The sequence below is a fragment of the Parabacteroides leei genome, from assembly GCF_023369805.1.
GTDB lineage: Bacteria > Bacteroidota > Bacteroidia > Bacteroidales > Tannerellaceae > Parabacteroides > Parabacteroides leei.
The window spans coordinates 143876-161204 of the sequence record NZ_JAMBQG010000012.1; the positions used below are offsets into that span (position 1 = coordinate 143876).

Annotated in this window: 15 protein-coding genes; 8 read left to right on the forward strand and 7 right to left on the reverse strand. The window is 43.1% G+C overall.

Annotation, left to right across the window (positions count from 1 at the left end; all coding sequences use genetic code 11):
* Nucleotides 1–2: 2 nt before the first annotated feature.
* The 3 genes from M1P97_RS17205 to mtnA all read right to left on the reverse strand — a co-directional run bounded on the left by M1P97_RS17205 (nucleotide 3) and on the right by mtnA (nucleotide 2379).
* Complete coding sequence (locus tag M1P97_RS17205) at nucleotides 3–899, reverse strand: tyrosine-type recombinase/integrase (protein ID WP_249389701.1); 897 nt, start codon at nucleotides 897–899, stop codon at nucleotides 3–5.
* A 72-nt stretch (nucleotides 900–971) separates the two neighbouring features.
* Nucleotides 972–1163, reverse strand: a complete 192-nt coding sequence (rpsU, locus tag M1P97_RS17210; RefSeq protein ID WP_075558761.1) for a 30S ribosomal protein S21 — start codon at nucleotides 1161–1163, stop codon at nucleotides 972–974.
* 145 nt (nucleotides 1164–1308) lie between these two features.
* Nucleotides 1309–2379 carry an S-methyl-5-thioribose-1-phosphate isomerase gene (gene mtnA / locus M1P97_RS17215; RefSeq protein WP_229058579.1) on the reverse strand — a complete coding sequence of 357 codons (1071 nt, stop codon included), beginning with the start codon at nucleotides 2377–2379 and terminating at the stop codon, nucleotides 1309–1311.
* Nucleotides 2380–2878: 499 nt separating this feature from the next.
* On the opposite strand from mtnA, the gene M1P97_RS17220 reads away from it, so the two are divergent.
* From M1P97_RS17220 to M1P97_RS17240, 5 genes are all read left to right on the forward strand, one after another.
* Nucleotides 2879–4666, forward strand: a complete 1788-nt coding sequence (locus M1P97_RS17220) for an aminopeptidase P family protein (RefSeq protein WP_249389702.1) — start codon at nucleotides 2879–2881, stop codon at nucleotides 4664–4666.
* Nucleotides 4667–4755: 89 nt separating this feature from the next.
* A complete protein-coding gene (locus tag M1P97_RS17225) occupies nucleotides 4756–5280 on the forward strand; it encodes a gamma carbonic anhydrase family protein (protein ID WP_195374072.1) in 525 nt (174 codons plus the stop codon).
* The gene (locus tag M1P97_RS17230) at nucleotides 5281–6459 is read left to right on the forward strand and encodes a serine hydrolase domain-containing protein (protein WP_249389703.1); all 1179 of its coding nucleotides are present in this window, start codon (nucleotides 5281–5283) and stop codon (nucleotides 6457–6459) included. It abuts the gene before it with no gap.
* A gap of 22 nt (nucleotides 6460–6481) precedes the next feature.
* Nucleotides 6482–7597, forward strand: a complete 1116-nt coding sequence (locus M1P97_RS17235) for a carbohydrate-binding family 9-like protein (protein WP_195374074.1) — start codon at nucleotides 6482–6484, stop codon at nucleotides 7595–7597.
* Between the two features lie 323 nt (nucleotides 7598–7920).
* Nucleotides 7921–8571 carry an HAD family hydrolase gene (locus M1P97_RS17240; protein ID WP_195375540.1) on the forward strand — a complete coding sequence of 217 codons (651 nt, stop codon included), beginning with the start codon at nucleotides 7921–7923 and terminating at the stop codon, nucleotides 8569–8571.
* 39 nt (nucleotides 8572–8610) lie between these two features.
* On the opposite strand, the gene M1P97_RS17245 is transcribed toward M1P97_RS17240, so the two are convergent.
* Both M1P97_RS17245 and M1P97_RS17250 read right to left on the reverse strand, forming a co-directional pair.
* Nucleotides 8611–9198 (reverse strand): YIP1 family protein, encoded by a 588-nt coding sequence (locus tag M1P97_RS17245; RefSeq protein WP_195375539.1) that lies wholly within the window; start codon nucleotides 9196–9198, stop codon nucleotides 8611–8613.
* Between the two features lie 2 nt (nucleotides 9199–9200).
* Nucleotides 9201–9479, reverse strand: a complete 279-nt coding sequence (locus M1P97_RS17250) for a DUF2089 family protein (RefSeq protein WP_195375538.1) — start codon at nucleotides 9477–9479, stop codon at nucleotides 9201–9203.
* A 262-nt stretch (nucleotides 9480–9741) separates the two neighbouring features.
* On the opposite strand from M1P97_RS17250, the gene M1P97_RS17255 reads away from it, so the two are divergent.
* From M1P97_RS17255 to M1P97_RS17265, 3 genes are all read left to right on the forward strand, one after another.
* Nucleotides 9742–10305: a Crp/Fnr family transcriptional regulator gene (locus M1P97_RS17255; protein ID WP_195375537.1), complete on the forward strand. Its 564-nt coding sequence runs from the start codon at nucleotides 9742–9744 to the stop codon at nucleotides 10303–10305.
* A gap of 110 nt (nucleotides 10306–10415) precedes the next feature.
* Nucleotides 10416–11567 (forward strand): acyltransferase family protein, encoded by a 1152-nt coding sequence (locus M1P97_RS17260; protein WP_195375536.1) that lies wholly within the window; start codon nucleotides 10416–10418, stop codon nucleotides 11565–11567.
* Between the two features lie 201 nt (nucleotides 11568–11768).
* Nucleotides 11769–13169: a C1 family peptidase gene (locus M1P97_RS17265; protein ID WP_195375535.1), complete on the forward strand. Its 1401-nt coding sequence runs from the start codon at nucleotides 11769–11771 to the stop codon at nucleotides 13167–13169.
* A 78-nt stretch (nucleotides 13170–13247) separates the two neighbouring features.
* Here the strand turns inward: M1P97_RS17265 and M1P97_RS17270 are convergent, their stop codons facing one another.
* Both M1P97_RS17270 and M1P97_RS17275 read right to left on the reverse strand, forming a co-directional pair.
* Nucleotides 13248–14441 (reverse strand): DUF418 domain-containing protein, encoded by a 1194-nt coding sequence (locus M1P97_RS17270; RefSeq protein WP_249389704.1) that lies wholly within the window; start codon nucleotides 14439–14441, stop codon nucleotides 13248–13250.
* A 43-nt stretch (nucleotides 14442–14484) separates the two neighbouring features.
* Complete coding sequence (locus M1P97_RS17275) at nucleotides 14485–16809, reverse strand: GH92 family glycosyl hydrolase (RefSeq protein WP_249389705.1); 2325 nt, start codon at nucleotides 16807–16809, stop codon at nucleotides 14485–14487.
* Nucleotides 16810–17329 lie beyond the last annotated feature (520 nt).

A 17329-nucleotide genomic window follows, 5' to 3' on the forward strand; every position in this document is an offset into this window, starting at 1 on the left:
AATTAACCTCCTTCTTTTTTCGCTCTTGGATGAGCATGATACACTTTTTTTAATTCCTCAAAGGTTGTATGTGTGTAAACGCTGGTCGAAGCCAAGCTGCTGTGTCCAAGTATCTCTTTCACAGCATTCAACTCTGCACCATTGTTCAACATACTTGTTGCAAACGAATGTCTCAATACATGAGGGCTACGTTTCGCCAATGTTGGGATTTCCGACAACTTATCTTTTACTATAGTATAAACAATAGATACAGATAATTGCTCCCCGTTTTTTCTTACGAAAAACCATCCGCTCTCCGAACCAACTTCACGATTTCGAACTTCAGTGTATGCTTCTATTAAGTTTTTTAACCCTTCTGCAAATGGGATCAACCGTTGCTTGTTACGCTTTCCCGTTACCCGGATCTGCATCGTCCCGCAATCGACATCGGAATCTCTCATTCCTATCAACTCCGAACGACGTATACCTGTATCGTAAAGCATTTCCAGCATCAGACGATTCCTTACACCTTCAAAATCCTCACCGAATCCATCACCATCCAACAAAAGTTCCATTTCCTTATCTTTAATAAAATAAGGCAACGGCTTCTTCGTTTTCGGTCCGGTTATTAACCGCAATGGATTAACAGAGATGCTTCCCTGCTTCATAAGGAATTTAAAAAAAGACTTCAAAGAACTTAATTTCCGGTTGACCGACACTGGTGAAAGCTTCTCGTCCATTAAAGAAACGACCCATCCTCTCACTAAATCCGCATCGACATCCACCGGATCAAATATGCCTTCCTTATACCTTTTCACATAATCTTCGAACTGGCGCAAATCTTTTGAATAAGCCCCTATCGTATAATTGGAGTAATTCCTTTCATACCGAAGATAATCTAAAAATGAATCTATCAACATATCTGCGTTGCATCAACTTTTATGCAACGAAAATAGGAATAAGAATTCAATAAAACAAGTTTGGTAAGATATTTATTCTTCTACCTGCTGCAATTGCTGAACGTAAACAGCACGCATGTTCTGCTTTCTCTTTGCAACAGAAGGTTTAATGAATGCCTGACGGCTTCTCAATTCCTTTACTACTCCTGTTTTTTCGAACTTTCTTTTAAACTTCTTCAGCGCTTTTTCAATGTTTTCGCCTTCTTTCAATGGAACTACGATCATAATTTAATTTATTATATTGTTTTTAATTACATCCTCAAAATGGGCAGCAAAATTACTGATTCTTTCGTTATTAGCAAAACTTTCCGACAATAATTCGTATTTTTTCTTTTTCCACCAATGCATTAACACTCAGAACCTCTGCTTGCTAGTAGCTAAGACTATCCGTAAACGGAGGGTAAGCAATCCCTTTTTCGGTAATGATCGCAGAAATCAGATCATGGGAAGTTACGTCAAATGCCGGATTGAAAATCTTAATGTCGCGCGGTGCCATTCTATGGGTATACCACATCTCCGACACCTCTTCCGGAGCTCGCTCTTCTATCACAATCGATTGCCCGTCAGGACATTGCTTATCAATAGTAGAAGTAGGTCCCAACACATAGAAAGGGATGCCGTAATGACGAGCCAGAATAGCGACACCAGAAGTCCCGATCTTGTTCGCCACATCTCCATTCATCGCAATACGGTCGCAGCCTACCACCACTGCCTGTACCCACCCTTTCTGCATAACGGAAGAAGCCATATTATCGCAGATCAGCGTCACATCCACCCCCGACCTTTGCAATTCGTAAGCCGTCAGACGGCCCCCCTGCAGCAAAGGACGTGTTTCATCTGCAAAGACCTTGAAGTCGTACCCCCTCTCCTGCCCCAGATATATCGGTGCCAGTGCGGTACCATACTCGGAAACGGCCAGATGACCGGCATTACAATGCGTCAGTAATCCCATGCCCGGCTTTAATAGCGACAGGCAGTTCTCTCCTATCCTGCGGCATGCAGCAGCATCTTCCTCACGAATAGCCTGCGATTCTTTATGCAATAACCGGACAAGTTCCGAAATATCTTCCAAGCGATTATCCAGCACGACTTTCTCCATCCGATTCAATGCAGCCACTAAATTAACAGCTGTCGGCCGGGAGGAGGCCAGATACTCCTTTATTCGTTTAAATTCTTTATAAAAGTCATCAAAACCGGTAGCTTCGATCTGTTGACTGCATACATAAATACCATAGGCGGCAGACACTCCGATAGCAGGAGCACCACGAACCTTTAATTTATAAATAGCGTCCCAAATATCCTCTGCACTGTAAAGGGATAAGTAGACCTCTTTTTCCGGCAATTGGGTCTGATCCAAAATAACAACGGAATCAGCATCCTCGCTGAGACGCACTGTTTTCAAATCTGTAATATTCTTTTCACTCATTTTCTTCAAGTTCATTCTTCTTTAAAACCCAGGAGCTACCTCAATAGTCTCATCCCCCGACACTACTATAACAAAATGACAACTCTACCTTGCCGGCACTCCAACACTACTATACTACATTTGCAATTTGTTTTCTAAAAAAATCAACTTCTCTTTATGTCTTTATAATATATTAATCTTATTATATTAAAGAGAGCGTTCAAGAGATCGTTCGAAGAGCGTTCGGGAAACTTTCATAAAGTCCTAATAAACGATTGAAATTCAAAGACAAATAAAACCCTTTCATCGTCAGAAGATCGTCAGTAAGATCGTTCACGATATCTGTCACTCTATTCACGACACAAACAAACATTGATTTAAAGCGCAAATATACAACAAATTACATAATTTATTCTTTCAAAAAACAGAATTCGGAAAAACATCACATTTTCTACTAAAAGCAGCCTGAATACGCGGGCCTTTCCCAATAATTTATTAACTTTGCGAATAGTAACGTTGACTAAACAGTAATGCGATGAAAACAAATATTCCTGAACGTATTGCCGCCCTGAGGGAGGTAATGAAAGAAAAGAAAATCGATGCTTATATTATCCCCAGTTCCGATCCACACCTGAGCGAATATCCGGCCGACCGCTGGAAATCTCGCGGATGGATATCCGGTTTCGACGGATCCGCCGGCACAGTGGTGGTCACGGCAGACAAAGCCGGCTTATGGACAGACTCGCGCTATTTCCTGCAGGCGGGTATACAGCTGGAAGGATCAGGCATAGAACTATATAAAATGGCTTTGCCGGAAACTCCGACTATTCCTGAATTTCTACTCCATGAGTTACAAAGCGGACAAACGGTCGGTACAGACGGCCTGACTTACAGTGTGGCCGATGCCGGCAAACTGGAAAAAGTACTGAAACGGAAAGACATCAAACTGGAGACATCCTACGACCTGATCGACCTGATATGGAAAGACAGGCCGGCCGTCCCGGGTAACCCGTTATTTGAAATGCCGGTCGAACTGAGCGGTAAGGCTGTCCATGAAAAGCTGGATGAGATAAACAACCTGCTACGTAAGGAAGGGGCCGACTGCGGTATCCTTGCTGCGCTTGACGAAGTAGCCTGGACATTCAATATCCGGGGTACGGACGTGACTTACAACCCGGTCGTTATCAGCTATGCCTTTATCTCCGAAGACGAAAGCGTACTTTTCATCGATCCGAAAAAGATCACTGCCGACGCGGCCGGAAACCTGAAAAAAGAGGGTGTCGTACTAGCCGACTATACGATGATACAAAAATACCTCTCCCGTCTTCCGGAAAACAGCCGCGTATTTATCGACCCGGCAAAAACCAACATTGCCCTTTACAATGCGCTGCCGAAAGGATGCACCATCATTGAAGGCATCACCCCGGCAAACCATCTGAAAAGTATTAAGAACGAAACCGAAATAAAAGGATTCCGCAATGCGACCGTAAAAGACGGTATCGCATTAACCCGTTTCTACATCTGGCTGGAAAGGAAATTAGCCGCTGGTGAAAAAGTGACTGAACTCGACGCTTCTGCCCGCCTGACCGCCCTGCGCGCAGAGCAACCACAGTACATTATGGACAGCTTTGAATCGATCACCGGATATGCCGGACACGGTGCGATCGTTCATTACGCCCCGACTCCCGAAACCGACGTTGAACTGAAACCGGAAAGTCTGCTCCTGATGGACTCGGGCGCACAATACCTGGACGGAACGACCGACATAACCCGTACGGTTGCTCTGGGCGAACCGACCGAACAGATGAAAAAAGACTTTACCCGTACGCTGAAAGGCATGATCGGAATTGCCAAGTGCAAATTCCCGGCCGGTATCCGCGGTTGCCTGCTCGATGTGCTTGCGCGCAAAGCGTTGTGGGATGCAGGTATCAATTATCTCCACGGAACCTGTCACGGTATCGGACATTGCCTGAATGTACACGAAGGGCCGCAGAGTATCCGTATGGAAGAGAATCCAGTTCCGCTGAAGCCGGGTATGGTGATGAGCGACGAACCGGCCATGTACCGCACCGGCGAATATGGTATCCGCACTGAGAACATGATCCTGATCCGCGAAGACAGCGAAACGGAATATGGCAAGTTCTATGGCTTCGATACCCTGACTTTATGTTATATCGATACAAAATTGATTATGGTACCGATGCTGTCCGTCAGGGAACGTGCCTGGATAAATAAATATCACCAGATGGTATACGATTTGTTAAGCCCGCATCTGAACGAAGAGGAAAAAGCCTGGTTAAAAGAGAAAACAACAGAAATTTAAAAGAGCCGACAGTCGACAAATAGCAGTTGACAGTTGGAAAACTGTTTTTAACTGTCATCTGTCAACTGTCACTTGTCAACTATAAAATTATGGCAATAATAAAATCAGTCAGAGGCTTTACCCCGAAGATAGGTAAAGACACATTTTTAGCGGATAACGCCGCTATTATCGGTGATGTTGAAATCGGAGAAGGTTGCAGCATCTGGTTCGGTACGGTCCTGCGCGGCGACGTAAACTCGATCCGTATCGGCAATGGTGTAAACATTCAGGACGGCTCCGTATTGCATACGTTATACGAAAAATCGACCATAGAAATTGGCGACGATGTATCGGTAGGACATAACGTTACCATCCACGGTGCCAAGATCTGCAATGGGGCACTGATCGGGATGGGATCGGTTGTACTTGACCATGCCGTGATCGGCGAGGGAGCCATCGTAGCAGCAGGTTCGGTTGTTTTGAGTAAAACGATTGTCGAACCGGGCAGCATTTATGCCGGCGTACCGGCTAAGTTCGTCAAGAAGGTCGATCCGGAACAGGCTAAGGAGATCAATCAGAAGATTGCTAAAAACTACCACATGTATTCAAGTTGGTATAAAGAAGAGACAGAATAAATGAAGAAAGCAGGATGGGCAATACTTTTGGTCGTATGTTGTATCGGTGGTTATCTGGTATTGCCCTCCAACTATTACCTGCGCCGTGCCCTTACGCATTTGTTACCAAAAATCGACCAGTATCCGATTTTTGAGAACCGCACAGTAGAAGCCGATGATCCGCAACCCTGGAAACAGTCGGAGGCATATAATACGCTTTCCATTCCGGAAAAGTATTTGCCGGTATTCGATGAACTGGGAACAGTCGCTTACGTTATTATCAAAGACAATACATTGCTTTTCGAACAGTATTGGGAGGATTACTCTCCGAAGTCACACAGTAACTCCTTCTCGATGGCTAAAAGCATCGTCTCACTAGCTATTGGAGGAGCGATCGACGATGGATTTATAAAAAGCGTCGACCAGCCGGTCAGTGACTTTTATCCGGAATTCCAAGGATACAACGGAAAGCCTTTAACACTCCGCCACCTGTTGACGATGAGTGCGGGAGTTGACTTCGACGAAGCATATTCTTCTCCCTTCTCTCCCACCACTAAACTATACTACGGCAACGATTTGCAGAAGATCGCATTCGACATGAAAGAAATAGAGGAGCCGGGCGTCAACTTTATCTATCAGAGTGGCGTAACCCAACTACTGGCTTTTATCGTCGAGAAAGTAACCGGAGAAAATATCAGTACCTACGTCTCCCGTAAATACTGGACACCGATGAACGCGGAAGAAGATGCACTCTGGAGTCTGGATAAAAAAGATGGTATCGAAAAAGCATATTGCTGCTTCAACAGTAATGCACGCGATTTTGCCCGCTTCGGACAACTGATACTGAACAATGGCAACTGGAACGGCCAACAACTTATCTCCGACTCTTACCTAAAGGAAGCAACGACACCCGACACCCACTTATTATTCAAAGAATATAATGAGACAAACAACTGTTACGGGTTTCAATTCTGGCACCTCACCTACAACGGTATGAAGATACCTTACATGCGTGGTATCCTCGGACAATACGTCTTTATCATCCCCGAGCTGAATGCGGTAGTCGTACGCCTCGGCCACAAACGCAGCGAAACACGTTCCGAACAACATTATCCGGATGACATAGATATCTGGCTCGGAGCCGCTGTCGAAATGATACAGGCCATTCAAAGCAATAAAGATAATAACGAATCAAAATAAACACTCTAAATTAAATCGACAAATGAAGAAAACAGTATTTACTGCGCCTGTCGCAGCATTATTACTCCTTTCTTGTGCACAAGCGCCGCAAGATAAAGGTAAAGAGATTACTTACACACCACAGGCACCCTATAACCCGCCGACGTATGTGTGTTACAAGGCTCCGGCTCCTATCAAGATCGACGGTAAACTGTCGGCTGAAGAATGGGACGCTATCCCCTGGACAACCGACTTTGTAGATATCGAAGGCGACAAACGCCCCACCCCCCTCTTGCAGACACGGGCTAAAATGACTTACGACGACAATGGTATGTACTTCGCCGTCCTGATGGAAGAACCTCATGTGTGGGCTACAATCACAGAACACGACGCCGTAATCTATCAGGATAATGACTTTGAAATATTCCTCAACCCGACAAACGACACACACAATTACCTGGAATACGAAGTAAATGCATTGGGTACGGAATGGGATCTGTTCCTGAGCAAACCTTACCGCGACAACCCTCAGGTACTGAATAACTGGGAGTTTGCCGGCATGAAATCTGCCGTATATGTGGATGGCACGTTGAATAACCCGAAGGATACCGATAAATCATGGAGCGTAGAGGTATTTATCCCCTGGTCGTCCATCTACCAGGTCGCAAGAGGGAAAAAGGCTCCTGTTGCCGGCGAACATATCCGTACCAATTTCTCACGTGTGGAATGGACAACCGAAGTACAGGATGGCAAATACGTAAAAGTACCTATCAAAGGTGAAGACAAAATTCGTGAATACAACTGGGTATGGGCTCCGACAGGGGTAATCAATATACACATGCCTGAATACTGGGGATTTGTACAAATATCGGATAAGGTAGCCGGAACAGGTGAAACTCCATTTGTTACAGACCCGAATGATGAAGTAAAATGGCTTCTACGCAACCTGTATTACCGCCAGAATGAGTACGCAGCTACATTTGGCGAATATGCTCCATCCGTAGCAGCTCTTAAACCCGAAGAATTATGTCCGGCTGAACAAGCAAAGCAGATCAGTCTGTTCAACACTCCTTCCATGTATGAAATCACATTGCCCGGCACAGACGGTAATGTTTGGCATATCAGACAGGATGGTTTGGTTTGGGCTTCTAAGAAATAAATAAGTAATGATTTAGAAATAACTGAGTCAATAATATAGGAAAATGCCCCTGTCTGTCCATCAGCTATCAGTCATAAATAAGACAAACCCAGTTACAGGTTTATTTGCCGTCAGTTTTAACTGACGGATCAGTAAATGATCTATTTCTCTGGACTTTAGTCCCATTTTAAACTGTCTCTTTATTTACAGAGAAATGTGGCTAAAGCCAAAGAAGGAGAAACAACTTGTAATCCGTCAGCTAAAGCAGACGGCAAATGAACCTGTAATGGCGGAGTCTCTTTGATAAGGGGATAGCTTCAATGATAGCTCATATCTGACAATAAATGAAACAATACAAATACCTCCTTTTCGACCTCGACGGTACTATCACCGACTCAGAAACCGGAATCACGCGTTGTGTTGAATACGCACTAAACCATTTCGGCATTCAGGTAAATGACTTACGGGAATTATCCCCTTTCATCGGCCCTCCCCTCTTGGACTCGTTCAAGGACTTTTACAACTTTACCGATGAACAGGCAGCTATTGCCGTTGCCAAATACAGGGAAAGATATGCCGACAAAGGCATTCTGGAAAATAAATTATATCCGGGAATCAAAGAATTACTGGCAGATGCACAAAAAGGCGGCAGAACAGTAATACTGGCTACTTCCAAACCGGAAATATTTGCCAAACGCATCCTCGATCATTTCGGATTAAAGAACTATTTCTCCTTTGTCGCCGGTAGCGGACTGGATGGTTCTCTTCATACTAAAACAGATGTGATTAACTATATCTTACAGTCCAACAAAATAACTGATTTGGAATCTGTTGTGATGATAGGCGATCGGAAACATGATATCATCGGAGCAAAAAACACAGGGATCGACTCTATCGGTGTCTTATACGGTTTCGGTGATTATAAAGAACTATCAGAAGCCGGAGCAGACCATATCGTAGAAGATATCCCGGCACTCCGTAAATTACTCTTATAGCAGTAATTTACGGAATATACCATATTTCTCCCATCTATATTAATAACACAAACCAATCAGATAACGGCAAAGAATATCCCCACCAAACACAGCCACACAATAGAGAATACCCAACGAATACCCTTTCAGATTACAGGAGACCTTCAACGCTTTGAACATCCAGACCAATACCCAGACCAGAAATATCACACCGATCAATGAAAGCCATATTCCTACCAGAAAACCGGGTTGTGCCAACAATTCTGTCGGCGGCACGTTCATATTCACTTTTGCCAGATTCTGCATCGGAGGCAACATATTGAACAAATTCATAAAAATGAAAGGAATCTGGGCAAAAGCGACTGTCCCCAACACATCGATCACCCTGATCCGGGAACGAGACAAGATCAATCCTCCCAGATAAAACAAAACAGCCGGTACAATCCAAACCACCAGATGTTCGACAGCATAACACCACCAGGCAGGATTCGGGGCCGGCCCAAAGTGCAGTAAACCATGATAATGCCATCCGGAAAGATAACTGATAATAGTGGAGATAACCATTCCTAAAAGTCCCCACCCCAGCGCTTGAAAACCGGCAATCCATTCAAACGGATTAATAAGAAAATTCAACCATTGTTTCTTCATAACTATTCTATCTTATTTAATTTATCAATCAGATCATCCAATACATTCCTGACAGTCGGATAACTCACCCCCATATTCTTCGCCATATCTTTCAAGCTGCCGCTCGACTTGATAAAATCAACGATAAACAGTTGCTCCTTCTCGGTCAACCTTGCCAAAGGAGGCAGCTCAAAGTTTCCACAGACCTCTGTATCACATTGTCCACAAAACAACCGCCCCACTCTCAGGGGAGAATCACAGGCCGGACATTGCAAGGGTAATCGTTTCTTTTTCTCTTCCATTTTATTCATTCTTTACGTAACAAAGATAATAACATATTCAATATTATCAATTAAAACATAAATATTATTCACAACACAATAAACATTATTCACAACACTATTCTATATACCCGCAATATCCCGATTCGAATAAATGCTTTTCTTATTTAGATTGATTAATCTACTTTATCACCTTTTCTATGAAAATATCTTCCCGATAGGGGAAATATTACGTTATTCCTCTTATTTTTGCAGAGGATGGAAAAATAATCAAGAATCTCTTATGGTAAATATTATAGACAAGATAAACTCTTCATACCCAATTTCCGATACAACGATACAAACATTGAAAGACCATGTTACTTTATGCCATTTCCCCAAAAAGTATCAGTTGATAAAAGCAAATATGTTTTGCAAATCAGCTTACTTCATCGAGAAAGGCATGACTCGTTCCTTTTGGCTGGTGAATGGAGAGGAAATAACCACTTCTTTTGCCTATGAAGGAAGTATTGTCTTTAGTATGGACGAGTTATATTATAATAAGGTAAGTGAAGAGTTTGTTGAAACACTTGAAGATGTAGTCGCCTATCAAATATCATTGACCGATTTACTTCAACTTTTTCAAAGCAATATCGAACTGGCCAATTGGGGCAGGGTCATTCATCAAAATGAATACAGACGTTTACATCGTTCACATAAAGAACGTCTTACATTGTCCGCAAAAGAGAGATTTGAAGAATTCAAACAACAATTCCCTGAAGTATATCAGCGTGTACAACTGGGATATATCGCTTCCTATCTGGGGATAACACCATCGACACTCAGCCGACTCAGAGCTCAGAAATAATCTTTATCCGGTAAAATTTGACATAGGACAAATTTTAAGACGCATAAGTTTTATAATTTTGGAGCTTCATAAGTTACACGTAATAATAATCTAAATAATAAACTCTTATCATGCAAAACATTTCTTCCGCTGCGTTTACAGACAGTAAACCTCATTACGATCTTCTCGACGGATTAAGAGGAGTTGCAGCACTTTTAGTCGTATGGTATCACGTCTTCGAAGGCTACGCTTTTGCCGGAGGCACTACCATCGAAAGTATCAATCATGGTTATCTGGCAGTGGATTTCTTCTTTATCCTGTCCGGTTTCGTTATCGGCTATGCGTATGACGACCGCTGGTCGAAGACGCTGACCATGAAAGATTTCTTCAAACGCCGTTTGATTCGTCTTCACCCGATGGTTATCATGGGAGCGGTTCTGGGAGTTATCTCTTTCCTGATTCAAGGCAGTGTAAAATGGGACGGGACACATGTCTCTATCTCCCTGGTCATGTTATCCCTACTTTGTTCATTGTTCTTCATTCCTGCGATACCGGGAGCCAATTATGAGGTCAGAGGAAATGGTGAAATGTTCCCACTGAACGGTCCCAGCTGGTCGTTGTTCTTCGAGTATATCGGCAATATTCTTTACGCCCTGTTCATTCGCCGTTTGTCAACCAAAGCATTGACTGTTGTCGTCTTTTTGATGGGAGCGGCACTGGCAGCATTCGCCACCCTCGACGTATCCGGTTACGGTAACATCGGAGTCGGGTGGACATTGGATGGCGTGAATTTTATAGGCGGATTATTACGCATGCTCTTCCCCTTTTCTATGGGTATGCTTTTATCCCGTAACTTCAAACCCATCAAGGTGAGAGGCGCATTCTGGATCTGTTCGATCATACTACTGGGATTGTTCTCTGTACCATTCGTGGAAGGGACAGACCCGATTTCCATGAACGGACTTTATGAATCATTTTGTATCATCCTGATTTTCCCTATCCTTATCTGGGTGGGAGCATCGGGAACCACTACCGACACGAAGTCGACAAAGATATGTAAATTCTTGGGAGACATTTCTTTTCCGCTTTATATCATACATTATCCTGTGATGTACCTGTTCTATGCCTGGTTGATCGACAAGGAACTTTACACGCTCGCAGAAACCTGGCAGGTTGTCTTGTGTGTTTGTGCCTTAAATATAGTTTTGGCTTATTTATGCCTGAAACTATATGACGAACCGGTAAGAAAATGGCTGAGTAAAAAGTTCCTCGCCAGAAAATAGGGATAAAAAGAATTAAAGAACGCAGATGACGCAGAAAGCGCAGAATATCGCAGATAAATTAAAAATAAAAGTCTGCGAGACTCTACACTTTCTGCGTTATCTGTGTCCGGTAATACAAACTTTTAATACATCTCCTTTCGTTTTTTCCGGCTATTTATCGTAAGTTTGTGAACCAATATAAACTTACAAACTAAATATATCATGAAACAAAACAACCTATGGATAACTGCCCTCGCATTGGGTATTACGTTATCCGCCTTCGGACAGCAGGCCGACAAAGGAATTTCCCAGGAAATGCTGCAACAGATCAAACAATCGTACAAAGGAACTCCTACCGACAAGGCTATCCATAACGCCATCAGTAACAACGACATCAATAAGCTGGCAGTAAATGCCGACAGCAAGAACAATTTCGATACTTACTTCTCTAATAAAGTGAACAGTAAAGGTATTACCAACCAGAAATCTTCCGGCCGTTGCTGGTTATTCACCGGTCTGAACGTTTTCCGTGCACAGGCGATCGCAAAGTACAATATGGGAGATTTCCAGTTCTCGCAGAATTACTCCTTCTTCTGGGATCAATTGGAAAAAGCCAACCTGTTCCTGCAAGGGATCATCGACACACGCGAAAAGCCGATGGATGACAAAATGGTGGAATGGTTATTCAAAAATCCGCTTAGCGACGGAGGACAGTTCACCGGCATATCCGATATCTTAGGTAAATATGGCGTGGTTCCCTCTGACGTAATGGTGGAAACCAATAGTAGCGAAAGTACGGGAAGAATGGCTAACCTGATCGGCCTTAAATTAAAAGAGTTCGGCCTGCAATTACGCGACCAGTCTGCCAAAGGGGCTAAAGTAGCTGCATTGGAGAAAGACAAAACTGAAATGTTGGGTACAATTTACCGGATGCTGGTCCTCAACCTGGGTGAACCGCCTACGAAATTCACCTGGACTCGCAAAGATGCACAAGGCAATCCGGTTGAAACAAAAGAATATACTCCTAAATCATTTTTCGATGAATATATCGGCAAAGACCTGACAAACAATTATGTCATGCTGATGAACGATCCGAGTCGCGAGTATTATAAGCTATATGAGATCGATTTCGACCGTCACCGTTATGACGGAAAGAACTGGACTTACGTAAACCTGCCGATCGAAGAGATCAAAGAGATGGCTATCGCCTCTATCAAAGACAGTACAATGATGTATTTCTCCTGCGACGTAGGTAAATTCTTCGATCGTGAACGGGGTCTGTTGGATGTGAACTATTACGACTACGGTTCACTGATGGGAACGACTTTCGGTATGGATAAAAAACAACGTATCCAAACATTCGCCAGCGGTTCGTCACATGCCATGACCTTAATGGCTGTCGATCTCGACGCAAACGGTACACCTAAAAAATGGATGGTAGAAAATAGCTGGGGGCCGGGAGCCAACAGTGGCCACCTGATTATGACCGACGAATGGTTCAACGAATATATGTTCCGTCTGGTAGTCGAAAAGAAATATATCACCGACAAAGTAAAAGACGTTCTCAAACAAACACCGACCCGCCTTCCGGCTTGGGACCCGATGTTTACAGACGAAAATTAAGAATTGTATTGAAGAACGAAGAAAAAGAACCCCGGCAGATTATTGGTCTGTCGGGGTTCTTTTATCAATGTTTCCTAATTACTTCTTTTTATTGTTTCTACTTCCTATCCAGGTCCCTTGTTTCCACAAATACTCCAATGGTCCTTGTTTATGGCGTGACAACCAATAACGGCTGAATGCCCATTGAACAGTGAAAATAGACAACCCGATAAGCAAAGTCTCTGTAGCCCCGGTCACACGATACAAACCCAAACCAAATCCATAATAAATACATACACCTATAATAGACTGCGAAATATAGTTTGTCAGGCTCATACGTCCATAAGGGATAATAAACTTTTGCCAGTTACACCCATTCTCCTTTTTAAACCAAATCAACACAAAGATCGAAACCAAAATTAGCATAAAGGCAAAATTGCTAAGAGATTGTGTTATTATATTATATGGAAGCAATACGGATGGATTACCTATATGTTCGGGAACAAAAACCCGAAGCAGATAAAGTGGTATGAATGCCAATATACCTATACCTAAGATACGTTTCCAGAAACCAATTGTACGATCACTCCTTATGAAAGATCCATTACGTCCTAATAACATTCCAAACATAAACAAGGCGGATGTCTGAAACAACCGTCCATTTTCTACCTGCCAGAAGTTACTATATAATTGTCCATCCCATATATTACTGCACAAAACCTCCACAAAAGAGCCATTCATAGTCACCCCGGCTACCCGTCCTGAATAGATCATGAATCGATTCCCGACAGCTGCATAATCCGGATCTAATAACGCATATAACATTCTGCCCCATTCAAAAGGCTGAAGTAACAAACAAACAGCGATCCAAAAAACAATTTTATCTTTCAGTTTGCATACCGGAATAAGAACAAAACCTGCAATGGAATAGAGTACCAGGATATCACCATTATAAAATAATGCATGAAGCTGGGCAAACAAAAACAACAGAACTAACCGCCAGGCAAAACGCCCCCGAAAATCGATCCCTTTTTGTTCCGCATGATAAAACTGAATATAGAAGCTGAAACCAAAAAGCAAGGAGAAAGTAGCATAAGCCTTTCCACTAAACAGAAAGAAAAAGCTATCCCACATCCATTTGTCCAGCACCTGCAACCAAACCGGCTGAAATTCCGGAATGAAATAAATATTATAATGTTCAAGATTATGCAACAACACAATAGCCAACAAAGCAAAACCGCGAAGCGCATCTACTACATTCAGGCGTTCGGATTTTTGAATAGTATGTATCATTTCTTATTATGTATCAGATATTCAATAGATATAAGTCTTTGTCTCATTTTCCCCAATCCGAAGGCTCTGCTCCCATCTGCAATACCAACGTTCCGCCCTTCATCAGGTCGGCATGCGTCAGATAACATTTATCGTAAGGAATTCCATTTAAAGTAGCCTGCTGAACATATATATTTTCAGGACTATTATTACGAGCTTCAATCACAAATGTTTTTCCCTCCGCATAGTCCGGATCCAAATTGAAGACGACCTTTTCAAATACCGGACTGGTTATTTCATAACGCTGGTCACCGGGACACACCGGATGAATACCACTTGCCGCAAGGACATACCAGGCCGACATCTGTCCAACATCCTCATTACCGACCAATCCCAAGACTGAATTTTTATAAGCATTCCGGCAGATATCCCGCGTCCATTTCTGAGTAAGTTCGGGAGCACCCAGACGGTTAAACAGGAACGGCACATGATGAACCGGTTCATTGGCATGGTTATAATATTGATTCCAAAGGTAACCTTCGGGAGTTTGTTCAAACATATCCGTCAGATCGGCCAGCACTTTTTCACGCCCCCCCATCATTTGGACCATGCCTTCCACATCGTGTGGGATGAACCAACCCTGCTGGTATGCATTACTCTCCGTACAACCATATCCTTCCGCCAGTCTTCCCTCTTCGGGTAAAGGTTGAAATTCTCCTTTTTCATTACGTGGCCTGAACCAACCATAATCGGTATCATAAATTGTAGAATAGGTCATAGCCCGGCGGTCGAAATATTCCTTATCGGTATCCTTGCCCAACCATTCCGCCAGACGGGCCATACACCAATCATTGTATGCATATTCCAATGTATGAGAGATGGAACCCGGCGTATATCCATCTTCATTATTACCAAACAACCGGGAAGTATTTAAAGCATAACGGTATGCTTTATCTATATCATAAGAACGGATTCCTTTTGAATAGGCGTCACACAAGACGGACAGAGCCGGATTACCCAACATACAACCGGAATAAGCATTCAACAATTCCCATCGCTCCAGATATTCGTTTCCACTCTGATCGGCAATCTCCACCAACGAGTTGACCAGGTCATTGATCAGGGTTGGATTAATAATGGTTTGCAAAGGCATCTGGCTACGGAAAACATCCCATCCGCTAAAAATAGTTCGTTTAGTGAACTGATCCGTCATATGCGCCTGCTTGTTTGCCCCCATATACTCCCCGTTCACATCACTGCAAATCCTCGGGTCGATCATAGTATGGTAAAGAGCAGTATAAAAGATATGTTTTTCATCCTCCGTACCTCCGGTCACAGTTATTTTGGACAGAGCATCGTCCCATAACCGGCGACAGTCAGCCAGTGTTGCGTCAAACTCCCAGGCATTCATTTCCGAATGCAGATTCTCTTCCGCATTCTTCATACTGGTAAAAGAAATCCCGCTTTTCATAAGGATCTGTTCTCCTGCATCGGTGTCGAATTCGGCATAAAAGCCCAAATGCTTTCCGGTCAACGACTTCACATCAGGTAAAACGCGGGCATTCCGGACAACTTCATGATAACGCTCACTCTCGATATCTTCCCGTTTACGTGTCCACCCGTCCGGTATGTCGGCCGACCATACGCCATGCGACCGGAAAGGACGTGAAAATTCAGCATAGAAATAGACTGTATAATCAGATTTTCCTGCACCATTTCCCCAACCGCCACCTTCGGGAGGACATTTCATTTCACCCCTGATCGTATGGTCATTGATCACTTCGATCGCCTGCCAGGTAGAAGTTCCTCCTACCCTGCGTGCCAGGTCTATTTGTATACGAGCCTCTTTACTCTCCGGGAATGTAAAACGCAACATACCGCTATGAGGGAGAGCCGTAGCTTCGGCTTTTATCTGATAATCGGTAAGCATCACAGAGTAATAACCGGCAGAAGCCTTCTCCGATGCTTTATCATACCGGGAACGATAACCGTTATCAGGATCTTCCAACGTTCCCGAAAAAGTATGCAACTTACCGACTGTCGGCATTACCAATAAATTCCCCAGATCGCCATACCAGCCGATCCCACTCATTTGTGTAAAAGCAAAACCTTCAATAGAAGTATGTTCATCACTATAACCCGACCCGTTATCACCTCCGGTAATCGTATTAGGACTGAGTTGAACCATACCGAACGGAGAGGTTGCTCCCGGAAAAGTCTTACCCAAACCATGATATGAACCTCCCGCCTCCATACTGGTCGAAGCTCCGACAAAAGGATTTACGTAAGACGAAAGGGCCTGTTGCGCATCCGGGCCATCTTTCACTGAGCTACAAGAAAAAGAAATAACACAGAGAATCAATGAACACAAACTAATCTTTTTTTTCATAATGCTACCGATTGATAAGAATGAAGCAAAGATAGTATTTTATCTCTAACACTCTATTCCTCTTTTCTGTATTCAATGTGTTTACCATATTATCATTAAATAAACATCCATTCTTATCTGATGTGAGTCAAAAGAATGGAACACCTAACAAAAACAACGAATAACTTTTTTTGTTTTTATTTGCTTTATCCAACACTTCTCCATATTTTTGTTGTCGTACACACAGGTAAAGAGTTATCGGTCTGTACATTTTATTGATTACGGAAGCGTTTTAAAGATATTATCCTAATTGGAAACTTCGACACTTTTCAATGTAGCTGGATAATAGACAACTAAAACGCTCACGTACCTTTCCTTGTTATATCTACTCATAGGCATTACCGTATAGTTATGTCAATATGGATGTACAAGATAAAAGGGCGTGAGTTGTTGTTTATATCAGCTACAGGGCAGTCGAAGGCCTCCAATTAGATATATCAACAATCCTCACGCCTCCTTTATTTTGTAACCATCCACTCCG